The organism is bacterium (genome assembly GCA_021372775.1).
Classification (GTDB): domain Bacteria; phylum Acidobacteriota; class Polarisedimenticolia; order J045; family J045; genus JAJFTU01.
In genome coordinates this window covers 1-18,683 of the sequence record JAJFTU010000147.1, presented here as the reverse complement: position 1 = coordinate 18,683, position 18,683 = coordinate 1, and the positions used below count along the sequence as shown (strand labels likewise).

13 protein-coding genes are annotated in these 18,683 nt (G+C 72.4%); 11 read left to right on the top strand and 2 right to left on the bottom strand.

What is annotated here, in order from left to right; all coding sequences use genetic code 11:
• Window positions 1-256 (top strand): hypothetical protein (locus LLG88_04860; GenBank protein ID MCE5246238.1); only part of this gene is annotated, 256 nt, incomplete at its 5' end.
• Between the two features lie 212 nt (window positions 257-468).
• On the opposite strand, the gene LLG88_04855 is transcribed toward LLG88_04860, so the two are convergent.
• Together LLG88_04855 and LLG88_04850 are read right to left on the bottom strand one after the other, a co-directional pair.
• A complete protein-coding gene (locus LLG88_04855) occupies window positions 469-1,872 on the bottom strand; it encodes a M20/M25/M40 family metallo-hydrolase (protein MCE5246237.1) in 1,404 nt (467 codons plus the stop codon).
• A 155-nt stretch (window positions 1,873-2,027) separates the two neighbouring features.
• Window positions 2,028-3,461 (bottom strand): RsmB/NOP family class I SAM-dependent RNA methyltransferase, encoded by a 1,434-nt coding sequence (locus LLG88_04850; protein MCE5246236.1) that lies wholly within the window; start codon window positions 3,459-3,461, stop codon window positions 2,028-2,030.
• A gap of 76 nt (window positions 3,462-3,537) precedes the next feature.
• On the opposite strand from LLG88_04850, the gene thiC reads away from it, so the two are divergent.
• The 10 genes from thiC to LLG88_04800 all read left to right on the top strand — a co-directional run.
• The gene (thiC, locus tag LLG88_04845; GenBank protein ID MCE5246235.1) at window positions 3,538-4,935 is read left to right on the top strand and encodes a phosphomethylpyrimidine synthase ThiC; all 1,398 of its coding nucleotides are present in this window, start codon (window positions 3,538-3,540) and stop codon (window positions 4,933-4,935) included.
• Window positions 4,936-5,162: 227 nt separating this feature from the next.
• A complete protein-coding gene (locus LLG88_04840; GenBank protein MCE5246234.1) occupies window positions 5,163-6,731 on the top strand; it encodes an amino acid permease in 1,569 nt (522 codons plus the stop codon).
• A gap of 319 nt (window positions 6,732-7,050) precedes the next feature.
• The gene (locus LLG88_04835) at window positions 7,051-9,456 is read left to right on the top strand and encodes a glycosyl transferase family 36 (GenBank protein ID MCE5246233.1); all 2,406 of its coding nucleotides are present in this window, start codon (window positions 7,051-7,053) and stop codon (window positions 9,454-9,456) included.
• Window positions 9,457-9,487: 31 nt separating this feature from the next.
• Window positions 9,488-10,510, top strand: a complete 1,023-nt coding sequence (locus LLG88_04830; GenBank protein MCE5246232.1) for a LacI family transcriptional regulator — start codon at window positions 9,488-9,490, stop codon at window positions 10,508-10,510.
• Window positions 10,511-10,586: 76 nt separating this feature from the next.
• On the top strand, window positions 10,587-13,475 hold the full coding sequence (locus tag LLG88_04825; protein ID MCE5246231.1) for a TonB-dependent receptor: 2,889 nt from the start codon (window positions 10,587-10,589) through the stop codon (window positions 13,473-13,475).
• A gap of 101 nt (window positions 13,476-13,576) precedes the next feature.
• Complete coding sequence (locus LLG88_04820) at window positions 13,577-15,178, top strand: Tat pathway signal protein (protein ID MCE5246230.1); 1,602 nt, start codon at window positions 13,577-13,579, stop codon at window positions 15,176-15,178.
• Window positions 15,175-16,461, top strand: a complete 1,287-nt coding sequence (locus tag LLG88_04815) for a sugar ABC transporter substrate-binding protein (protein MCE5246229.1) — start codon at window positions 15,175-15,177, stop codon at window positions 16,459-16,461. The genes LLG88_04820 and LLG88_04815 overlap by 4 nt, the downstream gene beginning before the upstream one ends.
• On the top strand, window positions 16,458-17,372 hold the full coding sequence (locus tag LLG88_04810) for a sugar ABC transporter permease (protein ID MCE5246228.1): 915 nt from the start codon (window positions 16,458-16,460) through the stop codon (window positions 17,370-17,372). Before LLG88_04815 ends, LLG88_04810 begins: the two co-directional genes overlap by 4 nt.
• Window positions 17,369-18,190, top strand: coding sequence for a carbohydrate ABC transporter permease (locus LLG88_04805; protein MCE5246227.1), 822 nt, complete (start codon window positions 17,369-17,371; stop codon window positions 18,188-18,190). Before LLG88_04810 ends, LLG88_04805 begins: the two co-directional genes overlap by 4 nt.
• A partial coding sequence (locus tag LLG88_04800; protein ID MCE5246226.1) for a coagulation factor 5/8 type domain-containing protein occupies window positions 18,187-18,683 on the top strand: 497 nt, incomplete at its 3' end. The genes LLG88_04805 and LLG88_04800, both read left to right, overlap by 4 nt.

The window sequence follows — 18,683 nt, the reverse complement described above, 5'->3', positions numbered from 1 at the left end:
GGCGTCGGGAGCTTCGGGCGAGGCGTGGTGGACGATCGTCGTCGCGGCGCGCGACCCGGGAGGTCGCCTGGCGAAGGCGGAGATCTCGGCGGGAGACGGCACGTTCGTCGAGTTGCCGCCGCCGGCGTCGGGGATCGGCGCCGTCGCCGCGACGTGGGAGGCGCGGATCCCCGCGCCGCGTCCCGGCGAGCGCCCGACGGTGCGCGTCGTGGACGCCGCCGGCAACGCCTCCTCCCGCGTCCTAGATCTCCCGTAGGGGCGGCTGGCGCGTCACGATTGCCGTGTCCCCGCTCAAGATTCCATCGCGCCTGCCGCCCGACGCGGACCTCGCGAAACGTTGCCTTTCGTCGTGAAAGGCAGGATTGCGCGTGAATCTAGTCGGGCGGCAGGCGCGGTGGAATCCTGAGTGGGGACGCGACGATCGTGGCGCGCCAGCCGCCCCTACGGTCGTCGGTAGAGCGCCGCGGGTCAGTCGTTCGCGAGCAGGTAGGTCATCAGCGCGTAGGCCGCGGCCGCGTCGTCGAGCTCGGACGGATCGACCTTGTCCGCCGTGTCGAGCGCGCTGTGGTGGTAGTCGAAGTAGTGCCGGCTGTCGGTCGTCAGGCCGAGCGACGTCACCCCTTCCTTGGCGAGCGGGCCGATGTCCGGGCCGCCGCCCCCCTTGCGCAGCCAGAGCGAGCCGAGCGGCTGGAAGAGCGGCAGCCACGACTCGATCCGCTCGACGCGGTCCTGAGCGCCGGCGCAGCTGAAGCCGACCGGACGGAAGCCGCCCGCGTCCGCCTCGAGCGCCGCGTGGTGCGCCTTGAGCTCGCCGCGGTGCGCCTCGAAGTACGCCTTGCCGCCGACGATCCCCCACTCCTCGCCGTCGAAGAGCACGACGCGCACCGTGCGCTTCGGCGCCAGCCCCGTCTCCTTCAGCACGCGCACCGTCTCCAGCGCCATCGCCACGCCCGCTCCGTCGTCGTGCGCGCCGCAGGCGAGGTCCCAACTGTCGAGGTGCGCGCCGATCACCACGATCTCGTTCGGGCGCTCCGTTCCCTTGATCTCGCCGACGACGTTCGCCTCGGCGACCGTCCCGCCCTCGCGGTCGTCGAGGACCAGCCGCAGCGTCGCGGGCGTTCCCGCGTCCTGCAGCCGCTGCAGCCCCTCGACGTCCTCGACGCTCGCCGCGGCGCCGGGGATCTTCGGCACGCCGTCCTCGTAGCCCATCACGCCGGTGTGCGGCGCGCGCGCCCGCAGCGTCGTCACCGAGCGCACGATCATCGCCGCCGCGCCGACCTTCGCCGCGCGCGACGAGCCGGTCCAGCGGTAGGAGACCGCCTCGCCGTAGGAGCGGAACATCTCCGGCTGCTCCTTCATGGCGAAGTTGAAGACGACGATCTTGCCGCGCGCCTCGTCCTTGCGGCGCTCGAACTCCTCGAAGTCGCGCACGACGAGCGCCGGCGCTGTGATCCCCGCGGCCGGCGTCCCGACCGAGCGGCCGAGCCCGACGACGGCGAGCCGCCGCTCCGGCCCCGGCGCGACGATCGACAGCGTCTCCGTCCCGCGGACCCACTGCGTCGCGGTCACCGGCTCGAGCCGCACGTCGGCGAGGCCGAGCTCGCGCATCCGCGCCGCGGCCCACTCGGCCGCCTTCGGATAGGCCGGCGTGCCGGAGAGGCGCGGGCCCACCTCGTCGCAGAGCCGCGCCAGCGTGCGCCAGGCGTGGTCGCCGCTCCGCGCGGCGCCGATGATCTTCGCCGCGGCCGCGCGCAGCGGCGCGGGGGGCGCGGGGGTCTCGGGCGGCGCCGGGGGCTCGTGGCCGGCGGCGAGGGCGAAGGAAGACGCGGCGATCAGGACGGCGAGGCAGGACGCAGGCAGGATGCGACGCATCGGCGGACTCCCATCAGGGGAACCGGCCGATTATGCGCCGCGGCCGGGGCGCCGCCGTCCGCCGCGGCGCCGTCCGCGGGCCGTTCGGCGCCGTTCATCGAGGCGCCAAGGCCGCTCGACGCGGCGCGGAGCGCGGCGAACCGCGCGGGCCGCGCTCAGCGCCAGCCGCGCGGAATCTCGAGGCCGAGGCGGCCGCCGTTGACGTGTCCCTTCGCCGCGACGACGCCGTCCACGCGCAGCGCGACGAGCGGCGCGTCGGGCGCCGAGACCGCGAGCTCGTTCGTCTCCAGCGCCTCGGCGGCCAGCGCGAGGTCGAGGTCCACCACGTTCTTCGTGATCCGCGGCCCGAGCCAGCGCAGCGCGGCGTTCGTCGCCTGCAGGCCGCGGCCGGCGCGGTGGATCAGGCGCATCCCCGGCGCGACAACCTTGAGCTTCCCGAGGTCGAACCGCTCCGCGCCGCGGTTGAGCGCGAAGAAGTCCCGCCCCCGGCCGAGGACCATCGCCCCCTCGAGGTCCGCCTCCGCGACGCCGAGCGTCTCGCGCAGGTGCTCGACGGCGATCGCGCGGGCCTGCGGGTCGTCGCGCGGCGGCTCGGGGACGCGGTTCGGCGCGCGGCGCGGCCGCGCGACGCGGGTCGAGTTCGGATCCTTGCGCAGCAGGGCGACGAAGAAACCCCACGAGCCGAAGTGGTGCGGGAAGATCCGCCGCGCGCGCTCGACGGTCGGGCGGAACGCGGCGCCGTTCCACGACGTCACGCCCGGCAGCCCCGGCGTCGTCTCGGGAAGAGGGACGATCTCCACGTCGTCGCGCGCGGCGAGCGCGGCGGTCAGCACCGCCTCGTTCTCTTCCGGCGCGTAGGCGCAGGTGCTGTAGACCAGACGCCCGCCGGGGGCGAGCAAGTTGAGCGCGCGGGTCAGCAGGCGCCCCTGCAGCGGCGGGACCTGCGCGACGCCGTCCGCGCCGCGCAGCTCGTAGCGCGGCGACGGCACGCGGAACGTCCCCTCGCCGGTGCACGGCGCGTCGAGCAGGATCACGTCGAAGAGCGTCGCCAGCGGGAACGCCTGGCCGTCCTGATGCACGACGACCGTCGAGGCGGCGCCGCAGCGGGCGAGCGTCTGCACGAGCATCCCCGTGCGGCCGCCCGAGCCCTCGCCGGCGATCATCGCCGCGCCGCCGCCGGCGAGCGCGTCGAGCAGCGCCGTCTTGCCGCCCGGCGCGGCGCAGACATCGAGGACCGTCTCGCCGGCGCGCGGGGCGAGCGCCTGCGGGCCGAGCGCGCTCGAGACGCCCTGCGGATAGGCGAAGCCGAAGAGCGTCTCGGGGAACGTGCCGGCGCCGGTCGCCCCCTCGACCCGCAGATGATGCGGGGCGAACGGGAAGCGGCGGACGCGCAGGCCGCGCTCCTCGAGGCCGGCGGCGACGGCGTCGGCGCCGCGGCGCGCCGGAGGACAGAACAGGTCCACCGGCGGCGCCTCGTCGAGCGCGGCGCGGAAGGCGGCGGCGTCGTCGAGCAGCGGGGCGTAGCGGGCGAGCCAATCGAACGAACGGGCGACGCGCTCGGCGCGCCCCTCCGGCGTGCGGTCGTTCACGGAAGTCGTCTCCAACGGCGCGCGCGGAGCGGCGCGGGCGGGCGAGTATAGCGCCTGCTTTGACATCCCCGCGGCGCTGGTTTACGGTCGCAAACGACCCCTCCGGAGAAACAAGATGAACACCGCCCAGACGCAAATGGCCGCGGCGCGCCGCGGAGAAACGACCCCGCAGATGGCGCGCGTCGCCGAGCGCGAGAACATCTCGACCGACCTCGTGCGGGACGAAGTCGCGCACGGGCGGATGGTGATCCCGGCGAACCGCGCGCACATCGCCGGGCGGCTCGATCCGGCCGGGGCGGGGAAGCGCGCGACCGTCAAGATCAACGCCAACATCGGCAACTCCGCCGTCGTCTCGGACATCGACGGCGAGCTGGCGAAGCTGCGCGTGATCGAGCGCTACGGCGCCGACTTCTTCATGGACCTCTCGACGGGCGGCGAGATCCCGGCGATCCGCCGGGCGCTGCTCGACCACAGCACGATCCCCCTCGGCACCGTGCCGATCTACGAGGCCCTGGCGCGGGTGAAGAAGCTCGAGGACCTCACCGAGGACCTGCTGGTCGAGGTGATCGAGGAGCAGGCCGAGCAGGGCGTGGACTACATGACGATCCACGCCGGCGCGCTGATCGAGCACGTCCACCTCGCCGGCAAGCGGCTCACCGGCATCGTCTCGCGCGGCGGCTCGATCCTCGCCGCGTGGATGGTCGCGCACCACCGCCAGAACCCGTTCTACACCGGCTTCGACCGGATCCTCGACGTCGCGGCGAAGCACGACGTCACGCTCTCGCTGGGCGACGGGATGCGGCCGGGGAGCCTCCACGACGCCTCGGACGCGGCGCAGTACGCGGAGCTGGACGTGCTGGCCGAGCTGACCCAGCGCGCCTGGGAGCGGGACGTGCAGGTGATGATCGAGGGGCCGGGGCACGTGCCGATGCACCTCATTCAGGAGAACGTCGAGCGGCAGCAGCGGCTCTGCAGCGAGGCGCCGTTCTACGTGCTCGGGCCGCTGGTCACCGACATCGCCGCGGGGTACGACGAGGTGGCGTCGGCGATCGGCGCGGCGATGGCGGCGTGGTACGGCGCGAGCCTGCTCTGCTACGTCACGCCGAAGGAGCACCTTGGGCTGCCGGAGGTCGAGGACGTGCGGCGCGGGATCATCGCCTACAAGATCGCCGCCCACGCGGCCGACGTGGCGAAGGGGCATCCCGGCGCGCGCGACCGCGACGACGCGATGTCGCGGGCCCGCTACGCCTTCGACTGGAACAAGCAGTTCGAGCTGGCGCTCGACCCGGACCGGGCGCGCGAGTACCACGACGCGACGCTGGGGCCGGACGCCTTCAAGACCGCCGAGTTCTGCTCGATGTGCGGGCCGAAGTTCTGCGCGATGAAGATCAGCCAGCAGGTGCGCGGCGAGACGGCGCCCCGGTCGGCGATCGACGGCCTCACGGAAGAGGAACGCGCCAAACTCCCCAAATAACGACGCCCGCGTAGGGGCGGCCGGCGCGCCACGATTGTCTAGGCCCCGCTCAAGATCCCACCGCGCCTGCCGCCCGACCTGAACACAGCACCCGGTTGCCTTTGAGCGCCTCAACGGCAGGCGTGCGCGCGAATCACGCCGGGCGGCGATGATTGCGGCGGCGACGATCGCCCCCCAAGAAACGCGGCGGGCTTTGATAAGATCGCGGCAAAAGGGAGGAGCCCCCGATGCCGTCGCCGCTCTTCGCCCGCAAGCCGCTCGAGGTCCTGCTCGCCGAACTCAAGGGGGAGGACCGCCTGAGGCGGATCCTCGGGCCGGTGCAGCTCAGCGGCCTCGGGGTCGGCGCGATCATCGGCACCGGGATCTTCGTCCTCACCGGCGTCGGCGCGCAGAAGGCCGGCCCGGCGCTGATCCTGTCCTTCGTCGTCTCCGGCCTCGCCTGCGTCTTCGCCGCCCTCTGCTACGCCGAGTTCGCCTCGATGGTCCCGGTCGCCGGCTCGGCCTACACCTACGCCTACGCCACGCTCGGCGAGCTCCTCGCCTGGATCATCGGCTGGGACCTCGTCCTCGAATACACCGTGACCTCGGCCACCGTCGCCCACGGCTGGTCGCACTACTTCCAGGAGTTCATCGGCATCTTCGGCCTCGCGATCCCCAAGTCGCTCTCGATCGCGCCGTTCGCCTACGGGGGCGGCGGCGCGGCGGCGACCGGCGCCTACGCCGACCTGCCGGCGATCCTGATCACGATCGTCGTCGCCGCGGTGCTGGTGAAGGGAATCCGCGAAAGCGCGAGCGTCAACGCCGCCGTCGTCGGCCTGAAGCTCGCCGTCGTGCTGTTCGTCGTCGTCGTCGGGGCGTTCCTCGTTCGCCCGGAGAACTGGGCCCCCTTCGCGCCGCACGGCTACGCCGGCTTCGCCTTCTTCGGCAAGTTCCCGTTCGGCCCGATCGACGAGCACGGCCACCCGCTGGGGATGCTCGCCGGCGCGGCGATCATCTTCTTCTCGTACATCGGCTTCGACTCGGTCTCGACCCACGCCGAGGAGGCGCGCCGCCCGCAGCGCGACGTGCCGATCGGGATCATCAGCTCGCTCCTGATCTGCACCGTCCTCTACATCGCCGTGACCGTCGTCCTCACCGGGATGGTCCCCTACGGCCAGATCGACGTCCACGCGCCGGTCTCCGCGGCGTTCCGCCAGGCGGGCCTGCCGTGGGCCCAGTTCCTGATCTCGCTCGGCGCCCTCGCCGGCATCACCTCGGTGCTGCTGGTGATGATGCTCAGCCAGCCGCGCGTGCTCCTCGCCATGGCCCGCGACCGTCTGCTCCCGCCGTCGTTCTTCGGCGCCGTCCACCCCAAGTTCCGCACGCCGTGGAAGACGACGATCCTCACCGGCGCCGTCGTCGCCGCGATGGGCGGCTTCCTGCCGCTGGAGATCCTCGCCGACCTCGCCAACATCGGCACGCTCCTGGCCTTCGTCATCGTCTGCGCCGCGGTGCTCGTGATGCGGCGCACGCACCCCAAGGCCGAGCGGCCGTTCCGCGCGCCGCTCTTCCCCGCGACGCCGATCCTCGGCATCGCCACCTGCCTGCTGCTGATGTTCTCGCTCCCCGCGGAGAACTGGCTGCGGCTCCTCGCCTGGCTGGTCGTCGGCTTCCTCGTCTACTTCGGCTACAGCCGGCGGCACAGCGCGCTGCGGCTGGCGGCGAGGGAGGCGGCCGACGCGGCGCCGGCGACGGACGCCGCGCCGCCGGCGGCGGGCGCCCCGGCCTCCGCGCTCGAGGGGCTCGAGGAGCCCTGACCCCGTAAGGACCGTCTCCCCGTCGGGCCGCGCCGCCGCGCGGCCCGCGGCGGCGGCCTGTCCGGAAACGTCCGAAACCGTCGCATCGTCTCCGGCCTAAGGCGCGTCGGCCAACGATGTAATGAAAGCGTTTGCATGGCGTTGCGGCTGACTTTCGTTTCGATTTCCGGCCGCATCGCCGATTTCCGTCAACGACGGACCGGTCAGGCCGGCCCCGCGAAGAGGCGAAAAAGGGCCGGCAGCCCCTTGACCCGGTTCCGAGAGTGCGTTATTCGTGTAAACGTTTTCATGCGACACCGCGTTGTCGCGAGGAACGCTCATGGCCACGCACTCCGCCGATCCCTCCGCCGACCCGCGGCGCGGCCTCGCGGCCGCCAACCGCCACGGCGGTTTCGATCTCGCCGCGGGCGAGTACGTCGTCCTCGATCCGAAGACGCCGCGCCCGTGGGCCAACATCATCGCCAACCCGCGCATGGGGCTCGCCGTGAGCCAGACCGGCTCCGGCTTCAGCTGGATCGACAACTCCCAGCTCGGCACGATCACCAACTGGCGCCAGGAGTTCGCCGAGGACTGCGCGGGGAAGTTCCTCTACCTGCGCGACGACGAGTCCGGCGACCTGTGGTCCCTCTCGCCGGCGCCGACGTGGGCCGCGACGGACGAGTTCTCCTGCCGGCACGGCTTCGGCTACACGACGTTCCGCACCGTGGCCCGCGGGATCGAGGCCGCGTGGACCCTCTTCGTCCACCCGGTCCTTCCCGTCGAGCTCTGGCGCGTCGAGCTCGTCAACGTCTCGGGCCGCGCGCGGCGCCTCGCGCTGACCGCGTTCCTCGAGTGGTGCTGCGGCGTCTCCCCCGCGCCGCGGCGCGAGTTCCACAAGCTCTTCCTCGGGACCGACTACGACGCCTCGCGCGGCGCCGTCTTCGCGCGCAACCGGATGTGGGACGTCCCGAACGCCGAGCGCGGCCACTGGAACACCGACTTCCCCTACGTCTGCGCCTTCGGCTGCTCCGCGCCGGTGCGCGACGCGCAGGGGGACAAGGGACTGTTCCTCGGCCGCTGCGGCTCGCTCCGCGCGCCGGAGGCGCTGGCCCAGGCATCGTGGACGCCGCGCTTCGGCCGGCACGAGGACGCGGTCGCCGCGCTCCGCTCGCCGCTCGAGCTCGCCGCGGGGGAGCGGCGCGTCGTCGTCTACGCCCTCGCCGCCGGGAAGGACCGCGCCGAGGCCGAATCGCTGCTCGACGGGCACCGCGACGCGGGCGTCGTCGAACGCGCGCTCGCCGACGCGCGCGCCGCGTGGCGCTCGCTGCTCGCCGCGCACCGCATCGAGACGCCGGACGAGGTCTTCGACGCCCTCGCCAACGACTGGGTCCGCTATCAGGCGATCTCCGCGCGCCTTTGGGGCCGCTGCGGCTACTACCAGCAGAGCGGCGCCTTCGGCTTCCGCGACCAGCTCCAGGACTCGCAGGTCTACCTGACGATCGACCCGGCGCGCTGCCGCGCGCAGCTCCGGCTGCACGCCGCGCACCAGTTCGCCGACGGCTCGGTCTACCACTGGTGGCACCCGCTGACCGAGCAGGGGCACGTCACCAAGATGACGGACGACCTGCTCTGGATGTCGTTCGTCGCCGCCAACTACGTCAAGGAAACCGGCGACCTCTCGATCCTCGACGACGAGGCCCCGTTCCTCGACGACCCGCGGCCGGCGCCGCTGCGCGAGCACGTGCGCCGCGCCTTCGAGCGCGCCTTCCGCCGCACGAGCCCGCGCGGCCTGCCGTACATCGGCGGCGGCGACTGGAACGACGGCCTCTCCGCCTGCGGCCTCGCCGAGCGCGGCGAGTCGGTCTGGCTGGCCGAGTTCCTCGTCGGGATCCTGCGCGACTGGGCCGAGGTCCTGCGGCGCGCCGGCGACGCGGCCGGCGCCGCGGCGCTGGAGACGAAGCGCGACGCCTACGCCGAGGCGGTCAACCGCCACGGCTGGGACGGCGCGTGGTACCTGCGCGGCACGCTCGACGACGGGACGCCGTTCGGCTCCTCGAAGAACCGCGTCGGCAAGATCTACCTCAACGCGCAGGTCTGGGCGGTGCTCAACGACGTCGCCCCCGCCGACCGCGCGGCGCGGGCGATGGCCGCGGTCGAGGAACACCTCGTGGACGAGTCGGGGGCGCTGCTCCTCGCGCCCGCCTACGACGAGCCGGATCCGGCGATCGGCTACATCACCCGCTACGCGGCCGGCCTGCGCGAGAACGGCGGCGTCTACACCCACGCCGCGACCTGGGCGATCGCCGCCGCGGCGAAGACGAAGAACGCGCCGCTCGTCGCGAAGCTGCTCGAGGCGATCGACCCGACGCGCAAGGACCCGGACCGCTACTGGGCCGAGCCGTACGTGCTCCCCGGCAACGTGGACGGGCCGGCCTCGCCGCACCACACGCGCGGCGGCTGGACTTGGTACACCGGCTCCGCCGCGTGGCTGCACCGCGTCGTCGCGGAGTGGGTCGTCGGCGTCCGCCCGGAGTGGGGCGGCCTGCGCTTCGACCCCTGCCTGCCGCCGCGGTGGGACCGCGCGCGCGTCGTCCGCCCCTACCGCGGCGCGCTGCTGGAGATCGAGATCGAACGGGCCGGCCTCGCCGCGCCCGAAGCGACTTACGACGGACGTCCGCTCGCGGGCGCGCTCCTCGCGGAGACGCCCGCGCCGGGAACGCGCCACGCGGTGCGCGTCCGCTTCTAGCCGAAACGGGACGGAACGACAGGGAGACTGAATGGCCACGACGATCAAGCAGGTCGCGGACCGCGCGGGGGTTTCGATCGCCACGGTCTCGCGCTTCCTGACCGGCGCCGCGCCGGTCAGCGGCGACGCCGGCAAGCGGATCCGCGCCGCGGTCGAGGAGCTGCAGTACGTGCCCCACGAGGGGGCGCGGAGCCTGATCCGCCGCCGCAGCGGCGCGGTCGGCGTGCTGCTGCCGGACCTCCACGGCGAGTTCTTCTCCGAGCTGATCCGCGGCATCGACCGCGCGGCGCGGGCCCACGGCCTGCACCTCATCGTCTCCAGCTCCAACACGGACCGCCGCGACTTCGCGGCCTCGGTCGCCGCGACGCGCGGCCGCGTGGACGGGCTGATCGTCGACCTGCCCGACGCGCCGAACGAGACGCTGCGCCGCTCGGTGCCCGACACGGTGCCGGTCGTGCTGATCGGCGCCGCCGAAGGGGCCTACGACTCGCTGGTCGTGGACAACTACGGCGGCGCGCGGGCGATGACCGAGCACCTGATCGAGCAGGGCCGCCGCCGGATCGCCTTCGTCGCCGGCCCGCCGCGCAACTTCGACTCCGCCGAGCGCCTGCGCGGCCACCGGGACGCGCTCGCCGCGGCCGGGATCCGGCACGAGCCGTCGCTCGTGCTTCCCGGCGACTTCGGCGAGGAGTCCGGCTTCGTCGCCGCGCAGACGGCGCTGGAGATGAAGAACCGCCCCGACGCGATCTTCGCCGGCAACGACTCGATGGCCATCGGCGCGCTCGCCGCGCTGCAGGACGCCGACGTCGAGATCCCGCGCGAGATCGCCGTCGGCGGCTTCGACGACATCCGCCTCGCCCGCTACATCGCTCCCTCGCTCACCACGGTCCGCGTGTCGATCGACGCGCTCGGCCAGCGGGCGATGGAGCGGCTGTGCGGGCTCTTGGGCGGCAATCAAGACCGCGTTCGCCGGAGGGAGACGCTCCCCACCGAACTGGTGATCCGGCGCTCCACCGACGACGCGGACGGAAGGACGGGAAGCGGACGGGCGTGATACCCCGGGCCCGCCCGAGAGCCGCGTTCCGGCGCCGCGCCGGAGCGTGGCCAGCCAGGGGAACAGGGAGGACACGATGAACCACGAGAGCACGAAGAGACGCTCGGCGCTCTGGCTGGCCGTGCTGGCGACGCTCCTTTGGGCGGCGCCGCTGGTCTGGGCGCAGACGGCCACCGCGACGGTCCGCGGACTGGTCGTGGACGAGAAGGGCGCCCCCGCCGCCGGAGCGACGGTCGAGGCGCTGAACAAGGACACCGGCTTCACCTACAGCGACGTCACGGGGGCCGACGGCGGCTTCCGCATCGCCGGCCTCGCCCCGGGCGTCTACGACGTCAAGGTGTCGCTGACGACGTACCACCCGCTGGCGAGGACGCTGCAGCTCCTCGTCGGGCAGGTCGCGTCGATCCAGTTCAAGCTCTCGCCGGAAGAGCTGAAGGTCGAGAACGTCACCGTGATCGGCCGCCGCGTCGTCGAGGTCCGGACGCCGGAAATCGCGACGAACGTCACCCCGGAGCAGATGGAGGCGCTGCCGCAGAACGAGCGCAACTTCCTCAACTTCGCGGCCCTCGCCCCCGGCGTGCGCGTCTCCAACACTTCCGACGGCAACCTCGAGTTCCGCGCCAACGGCCAGAGCGCCCGGCAGGGGAACGTCTTCATCGACGGCGTGAGCTTCAAGAACGACGTGCTGCAGGGCGGCGTCGTCGGCCAGGATTCCAGCCGCGGCAATCCGTTCCCGCAGAACGCCGTGCAGGAGTTCCGCGTCCTGACCAGCAACTTCAAGGCCGAGTACGACAAGGCGGCCTCGGCGATCATCACCGCCGTGACCAAGACCGGCGGCAACGAGTGGTCGGGCGACCGCTTCGCCCAGTACCAGCCGAACGGCCTCGTCTCGCAGGACCGCTTCAGCGCGGACCGCGGCGAGCCGAAGCAGGACTACAAGCGCTGGCAGGGCGGCGTGAGCGCCGGCGGCCCGCTGATCAAGGACAAGCTGCACCTGTTCGTCTCGTACGAGCAGAACGACCAGGACCGCGAGTACCCGGTCTTCCTCGCCGCCAACGCCAACGTCCCGACGTGGCTGCGCCCGCAGCTCGAGCAGTACGACGGGAACTTCAACAGCCCGTTCCGCGCCAAGCTGTTCTTCGGCAAGCTGTCCTACCAGCCGGCCGCCAACCAGACGCTCGACTTCACCGTCAACGTCCGGCGCGACCGCGAGACGCGCGGCTTCGGCACGACGACCGCCTACGAGGCGGCCGAGGACTTCCGCGTCGACGTCACGACCCTCAACCTCAGCCACCGCTGGCTGCTCGGCAAGTGGGTCAACGAGGCGCAGGCCAACTTCCAGCGCTACGAGTGGAACCCGACCGAGCTGAACCCGGACACGATCGGCAAGGTCTACGAGGGCGACTTCTTCTTCCGCGTCGGCGGCAAGGACTCGCAGCAGGACTTCAAGCAGGACCGCTTCGTGCTGCGCGACGACCTGTCGCACCTCTTCACCTGGCACGGCGAGCACGCGGTCAAGGTCGGCGCGACGGCCGGCTTCGCCCGCTACGACATCATGAAGGAACTGTTCAACAACCCGCTGTTCCACTACCAGAGCTGGAAGCCGCTGGCCACGGGCGAAGAGCGGTACGCGATCCCGTACCAGGCCCAGTTCGGCTACGGCAACCCCGACCTCTCCGAGAGCAACAACGAGTACGGCGTGTTCGTCCAGGACGACTGGCGCCCGGTGCAGCAGCTCGAGATCAACCTCGGCCTGCGCTGGGACTACGAGACGGACATGCTGAACAACAACTACGTGACCCCGGCCGGCGTCCGCCAGAACCTGATCAACTCCGGGATCAACCTCCCCGACGCCTACTTCACCGACGGCGGCCAGCGCCCGGCCTACAAGGGGATGATCCAGCCCCGGCTCGGCTTCTCCTGGGACGTCGCCGGCGACGGCAAGACGGTGGTCTTCGGCGGCTACGGCCGCTACTTCGACCGCCAGCTCTACAACGACCTGCTCGACGAGAAGTACCGCCTCAACTACCAGACGCTGACCTTCAACTTCACGACGACCGGCGAGGCGGGCCGCATCCCGTGGCAGGACTCCTACCTCTCCAAGGCCGGCCTCCAGACGCTGATCGCGCAGGGCTACGGCAAGCCGGAGCTCTACCTCGTGGACAACAACACCAAGCCGCCGCAGTCCGATCAGTGGAGCCTGGGCGTGCGCCGCACGTTCGGCCAGTGGATCGGCGCGCTGTCGGTCTCCAAGGTGGACAGCAAGAACCTCCTCACCTACTTCTGCGCCACGCGGGTCCTCGGGATCAGCGGCTGCGCCGGCACCGCCGACTACTCCAACGTCTTCATCAGCAGCGACGCGAAGCAGACGAAGTACAAGGCGGCCTACATGACGTGGGAAAAGCCCTACACCGCCAAGGACAAGTGGGGCTTCTCCGCCGCCTACACCCTCTCCAAGTCGGAGAAGAACGGCGGCGACCTGTTCAGCGCCTTCGACTACGCCTCGCCGGACAGCCTCTACTTCTACCCCGGCGACGACGACGAGCGGCACCGCCTCGTGATGAGCGGGATCGTCGGCCTGCCCTACGGCTTCAAGGTCAGCACGCTGATCACCCTCGGCTCGGGCACGCCGCACACGATCTACGACGCGTCGCAGGGCTGGGACCACTTCCGCAACGCCTGGAACGAAGGGCGTCCGCAGAAGCACAGCTTCATCCTCCCCGGCGACTGGTGGGCCTACCGCAGCATGGACATGCGCCTCGAGAAGGACTTCGAGCTCGGGAAGGGACAGCGCGTCGGCCTGATGGTCGAGGGCGTGAACATCTTCAACTTCCGCAACGACTCCTGCTTCGGCTGGGACCAGAGCCTGATCCAGCCGGGCGGCGTGACGGGCCCCGACTTCGGCAAGGGGACCTGCCAGCTCAACCCGCGCCGGATCCAGGTCGGCATGAACTACCACTTCTGATCGCTTGATCGTCCATTAGTAGTCTCGACGCCGCGGGCGGCGGCCGGTCCCTCTGGACCGCCGCCGCCCGTCCGGCGCATAGTCGTTCGAAGGAGGCCCGCATGGACGCAAGGCACGCCGCGTCCGGGCGCGCCGCGGCGGAATCGGCGCCGGACGACGTCGGCACGGACGCCGCCGCGCGCCGCGGACGCCGCCCGCCCGGCCGTCTCTCCGTCGTCGCCGTCGTCCTCGCCGCGCTCGCGCTCGTCGCGGCCGGCGACTGCCGCCTTCCGCTGTCGGCGACGCGTCCCGCGGGCGACTCCGCCGCGGCCGCGGAATCGCCGCGCCGCGCCAATCCCGCCGCCTCGCCGCGCGCGCCGCTGCCGCGCGCCGCGCGGCTCGACCCGCTGCTCGAGGCGCTCGAGGCGCGGACCTTCCAATGGTTTTGGGATACGGCCGACCCGGCCACGGGGCTCGTGCCGGACCGCTGGCCGACGCGCAACTTCAGCAGCGTCGCCGCGATCGGCTTCGGCCTCGCCTCCTACACGATCGGCGCGGAGCGCGGCTACGTGACGCGCGCCGCGGCCGCCGCGCGGACCCGCACGACGCTGGAGTACCTGCTGAACCTGCCGCAGGGGCCGCAGTCCACGGGGGTCGCCGGCTACAAGGGGTTCTTCTACCACTTCCTCAAGTTCTCGGACGGCACGCGCTTCGCCTCCGACGTCGAGCTCTCGACGATCGACACCGCGCTGCTCGTGGCCGGCGCGCTGGCGGCGAAGGAGTACTTCGACGGCGACGCCGCCGACGAGCGGGCGATCGGCGTCGCGGCCGACGCGCTCTACGGACGCGTCGAGTGGGGCTGGGCGCGTCCGCGCCCGCCGCTCATCTCGATGGGCTGGACGCCGGAGAACGGGTTCCACCCGCTCGACTGGAAGGGGTACAACGAGGGGATGATCCTCTACATCCTCGCCCTCGGCTCGCCGACGCACGCGATCGCCGGCGACGCGTGGACGACCTACACCGCGACGTACGACTGGGCGCCCTTCCAAGGCTACGAGATGGTCAACTTCGGCCCGCTCTTCGGCCACCAGTACTCGCACGTCTTCGTCGACTTCCGCGGGATCCGCGACGGCTACATGCAGGGGAAGGGGATCGACTACTTCGAGAACTCGCGCCGCGCCGTCTACTCGCAGCGCGCCTACGCGATCGCCAACCCCGGGAACTTCAAGGGATACGGGGCCGACCTCTGGGGGCTCACCGCCTGCGACGGCCCGAACGACGGCGCCCACCCCGACGTGGACGGGAACGTCCGCAGCTTCATGACCTACGGCGCGCGCGCCGCGGCGGCCAACGAGCTGCGCGACGACGGCACGATCGCGCCGACCGCGGCCGCCGGCTCGCTGCCGTTCGCGCCGGAGATCGTCCTCCCCGCGCTGCGCTCGATGGTGCGGCGCGGCACGGCGGGCGCCTTCACGCGCTACGGCTTCGTGGACGCCTTCAACCTGACCTACGGCCCGGCCGACCCGCCGGCGATGGGGCGTTACGTCGCCGGCGTCGGCTGGTTCGACACCGACTACCTCGGCATCGACCAGGGGCCGATCGTCGCGATGATCGAGAACCACCGCTCCGGGCTGCTCTGGAGCCTTTGCCGGCGCGACGCCTACATCGTGGCCGGCCTGCGGCGCGCCGGCTTCTCGGGCGGCTGGCTGGACGCGGCGCCGTGACCCTCCGTCCCCTCGCGGCGCTCGCGCTCGCGCTCGCCTGCGCTTCGTGCGGCGGCGGCGCCGGCGACGGCCGGCGCACCGTCGTCTTCTGGGCGCTGGGGCGCGAGGGGGAGGTCGTGCGCGAGCTCGCGCCGGAGTTCGAGCGCCTCAACCCGGACCTCAAGCTGCGGGTGCAGCAGATCCCCTGGACCGCGGCGCACGAGAAGCTGCTCACGGCGTTCGTCGGCCGCAGCACGCCGGACGTCGCCCAGATCGGCAACACCTGGGTGCCGGAGTTCGTCGCGCTCGACGCGCTCGAGCCGCTCGACGCGCGGCTCGCCCGCTCGACGATCGACCGCAAGGACTTCTTCGGCGGCGTCTGGGACGCCAACGTGATGGACGGGACGACGTGGGGCGTGCCGTGGTACGTGGACACGCGCGTCCTCTTCTATCGCCGCGACATCCTGGCCAAGGCCGGCTTCGCCGCGCCGCCGACGACCTGGAGCGGGCTGCTGGACGAGCTGCGCGCGGTGAAGCGCCTCGGCGGCGCGCAGCGGACGGCGATCCTGCTGCCGCTCGACGAGTGGGCGCAGCCGGTGATCCTCGGCTTCCAGCAGGGCTCGACGCTGCTCGCCGACGGCGGCCGCCGCGGCGCCTTCTCCGCGCCGGAGTTCCGCCGCGCGGCGGAGTTCTACCTGAAGATCTTCGACGAGGGGCTGGCGCCGGGGCAGACGAACACGCAGGTCGCGAACCTCTACCAGCAGTTCGCGGCGGGGGAGTTCGCGTTCTACGTCTCCGGCCCGTGGAACCTCGGCGAGTTCCGCCGGCGGCTGCCGCCCGAGCTGCAGGACGCGTGGGCGACGGCGCCGCTTCCGGCGCCGGACGGCAAGCCGTTCCCCGGCGCGTCGCTCGCCGGCGGCGCGACGCTCGTCGTCTTCCGCGGCGCGGCGAACCGCGACGACGCGTTCCGCCTGCTGGAGTTCCTCTCGTCGCCGGAGGTCGAGGCGCGCTTCTACGCGCTCTCCGGCGACCTGCCGCCGCGCGCCGCGGCGTGGAAGCTGGCGCGGCTCGACGAGGACGAGCGGGCGCGCGCCTTCTGGACGCAGCTCGGCGCCGTGCGCCGGACGCCGCAGACGCCGGAGTGGGAGCAGATCGCGGCGATGGTCGCCGAGCGGCTCGAGACCGCGGTGCGCGGCGCGGCGACGCTCGACGAGGCGCTGCGCGCGCTCGACCGCGACGTGGACCGCGCGCTCGAGAAGCGGCGGCTGCTCCTCGACCGCCGCGCGGCCCGGGGGACGAAGTGAGCGGGCGCGGGACGATTGTCGCGCGGGGGCGCGGGGCGGAGGCGCTCGCGGGGAAGCTCTTCTCGGCGCCGGCGCTGGCCGCGCTCGCCGTCTTCTTCCTGCTGCCGGTCCTCGCCGCGCTCGTCCTGAGCTTCACCGACTTCGACATCTACGCCGTCGGCGACCCGGGCACCGCGCGCTTCGTCGGCTTCGGCAACTACCTGCGGCTGCTCGGCGACCCGCTCTTCTGGAAGGCGCTCGGCAACACCCTCTTCTTCGTGGTCGTCGGCGGGCCGCTCTCCGTCTCGCTCTCCCTCGGCGCGGCGCTGCTGGTCAACGCGCGGCTGGCCCGCTTCAAGGGGCTCTTCCGCACGATCTACTTCGCGCCGGTGGTGACGACGCTCGTCGCCGTCGCCGCGGTCTGGCGCTACCTCTACCACCCGCGCTTCGGCTTCCTCAACGCGGCGCTCGGCCTCTTCGGCGTCGCCCCGATCGACTGGCTGGGCGATCCGCATTGGGCGATGCCGGCGATCGTGCTGATGGCCGCGTGGAAGAACTTCGGCTACAACATGATCATCTTCGTCGCCGGCCTCAACGACGTCCCGGAGTCGCTCTACGAGGCGGCGCGGATCGACGGCGCGGGGGCGTGGACGCAGTTCCGCCGGATCACGCTGCCGCTCCTCGCCCCGACCTTCCTCTTCGTCGGCGTGACGACGACGATCGGCTACTTCCAGCTCTTCGCCGAGCCGTACGTGATGACCGGCGGCGGCGGCCCGCTCAACCGCACCCTCAGCGTGGCGCTGCTGATGTACAAGCAGGGGTTCCGCTGGTGGAACATGGGCTACGCCGCGGCGATCGCCTTCGCCCTCTTCGCGATCATCCTGCTGGCCTCGGCGCTGCAGTTCCGGCTGCGGCGGGAGGCGGGCAAGTGAACCGCCGCCTCGCGCGCCTGCTGCTCCTCGCCGCGCTGGTCCTCGGCGCGGTGGTCGTCGCCTTCCCGCTCTTCTGGATGGTCTCGGCCTCGCTGATGCCGGCGGGTGAGGCGAACACCTACCCGCCGCGGCTGCTGCCGTCGCAGCCGACGCTCCAGCACTACCGCGCGCTGTTCGAGCGGCTGGACCTCGGCCGCTGCCTGCTCAACAGCGCGGCGATCGCCGTCGGCGCGACGCTCCTCTCGCTCTTCTTCAACTCGCTCGCGGGGTACGCGTTCGCCAAGCTGCGCTTCGCCGGGCGGGACAGGATCTTCCAAGGGCTCGTGGCGACGATGGTCATTCCCGGGCAGGTCTCGATGCTGCCGCTCTTCCTGCTGCTGCGCTCGATGGGGCTGGTCAACACCTGGGCCGGCGTGCTCGTGCCGTCGCTGGCCAGCGTCTTCGGCATTTTCCTCATCCGGCAGTTCGCGCGCGGGATCCCCGACGAGCTGCTCGACGCGGCGCGGGTGGACGGGGCGAGCGAGTGGTGGATCTACCGGCGGATCGTCCTGCCGCTTTGCCGGCCGGTGCTGGCGACGCTGGCGATCTTCACCTTCCTCGGCGCGTGGAACGACTTCATGTGGCCGCTGGTCGTGCTGACCGACGACCGGCGCTACACGCTGCCGGTGGCGCTGGCGAACCTCGTCGGCGAGCACGCGCAGGACACGGAGCTGATGATGGCCGGCTCGGTGCTGACGATCGCGCCGGTGCTGATCGTCTTCCTCGCGCTGCAGCGGCACTACATCGCGGGGATCATGATGGGCAGCGTCAAGGAATGACGCGGCCGCGTCCTCTCGCCGTGCGTGCGGCGGCCGCGCTTCGCGGCGCCGCGGCTCTGGCTCTCTCCGGCGCCGCCGGCTCGTTCGCCGCGGCCCTGATCGCTCTCGGCGCCGCGGGTTCGTCGGCCGCGGCGCAGACGATTCCGTCGCCCGCCGCGTTCGCCGACCCGGCGGCGTGGCGCGCGGCGCCGGCCGACGGCGTCGCGCTGCGCCTCGCGGCCGGCGCGCCGGGCGAGATCTGCCTCGACTTCGACTTCCGCGGCAAGGGGGGCTACGCCGCGGCGCGGCGCCCGCTGCCGCTCGACCTTCCCGCGAACTACGTCTTCTCCTTCACGCTGCGCGGCGCGGGGCCGTCGAACACGCTCGAGTTCAAGCTCGTCGATCCGTCGGGCGACGACGTCTGGTGGGTGCGGCGCGAGGACGTCGTTCCGGGCGCGCCGCGGCGGATGGTCTTCAAGAAGCGGCACGTGCAGTTCGCGTGGGGGCCGTCGCG

Bases quoted from the DNA above. Each gene is read 5' to 3' on its own strand.
- LLG88_04820 (MCE5246230.1), top strand. From the start codon at position 13,577: ATGGACGCAAGGCACGCCGCGTCCGGGCGCGCCGCGGCGGAATCGGCG.
- LLG88_04855 (MCE5246237.1), bottom strand. From the start codon at position 1,872: ATGCGTCGCATCCTGCCTGCGTCCTGCCTCGCCGTCCTGATCGCCGCG.
- LLG88_04835 (MCE5246233.1), top strand. From the start codon at position 7,051: ATGGCCACGCACTCCGCCGATCCCTCCGCCGACCCGCGGCGCGGCCTC.
- LLG88_04825 (MCE5246231.1), top strand. From the start codon at position 10,587: ATGAACCACGAGAGCACGAAGAGACGCTCGGCGCTCTGGCTGGCCGTG.
- LLG88_04840 (MCE5246234.1), top strand. From the start codon at position 5,163: ATGCCGTCGCCGCTCTTCGCCCGCAAGCCGCTCGAGGTCCTGCTCGCC.
- LLG88_04830 (MCE5246232.1), top strand. From the start codon at position 9,488: ATGGCCACGACGATCAAGCAGGTCGCGGACCGCGCGGGGGTTTCGATC.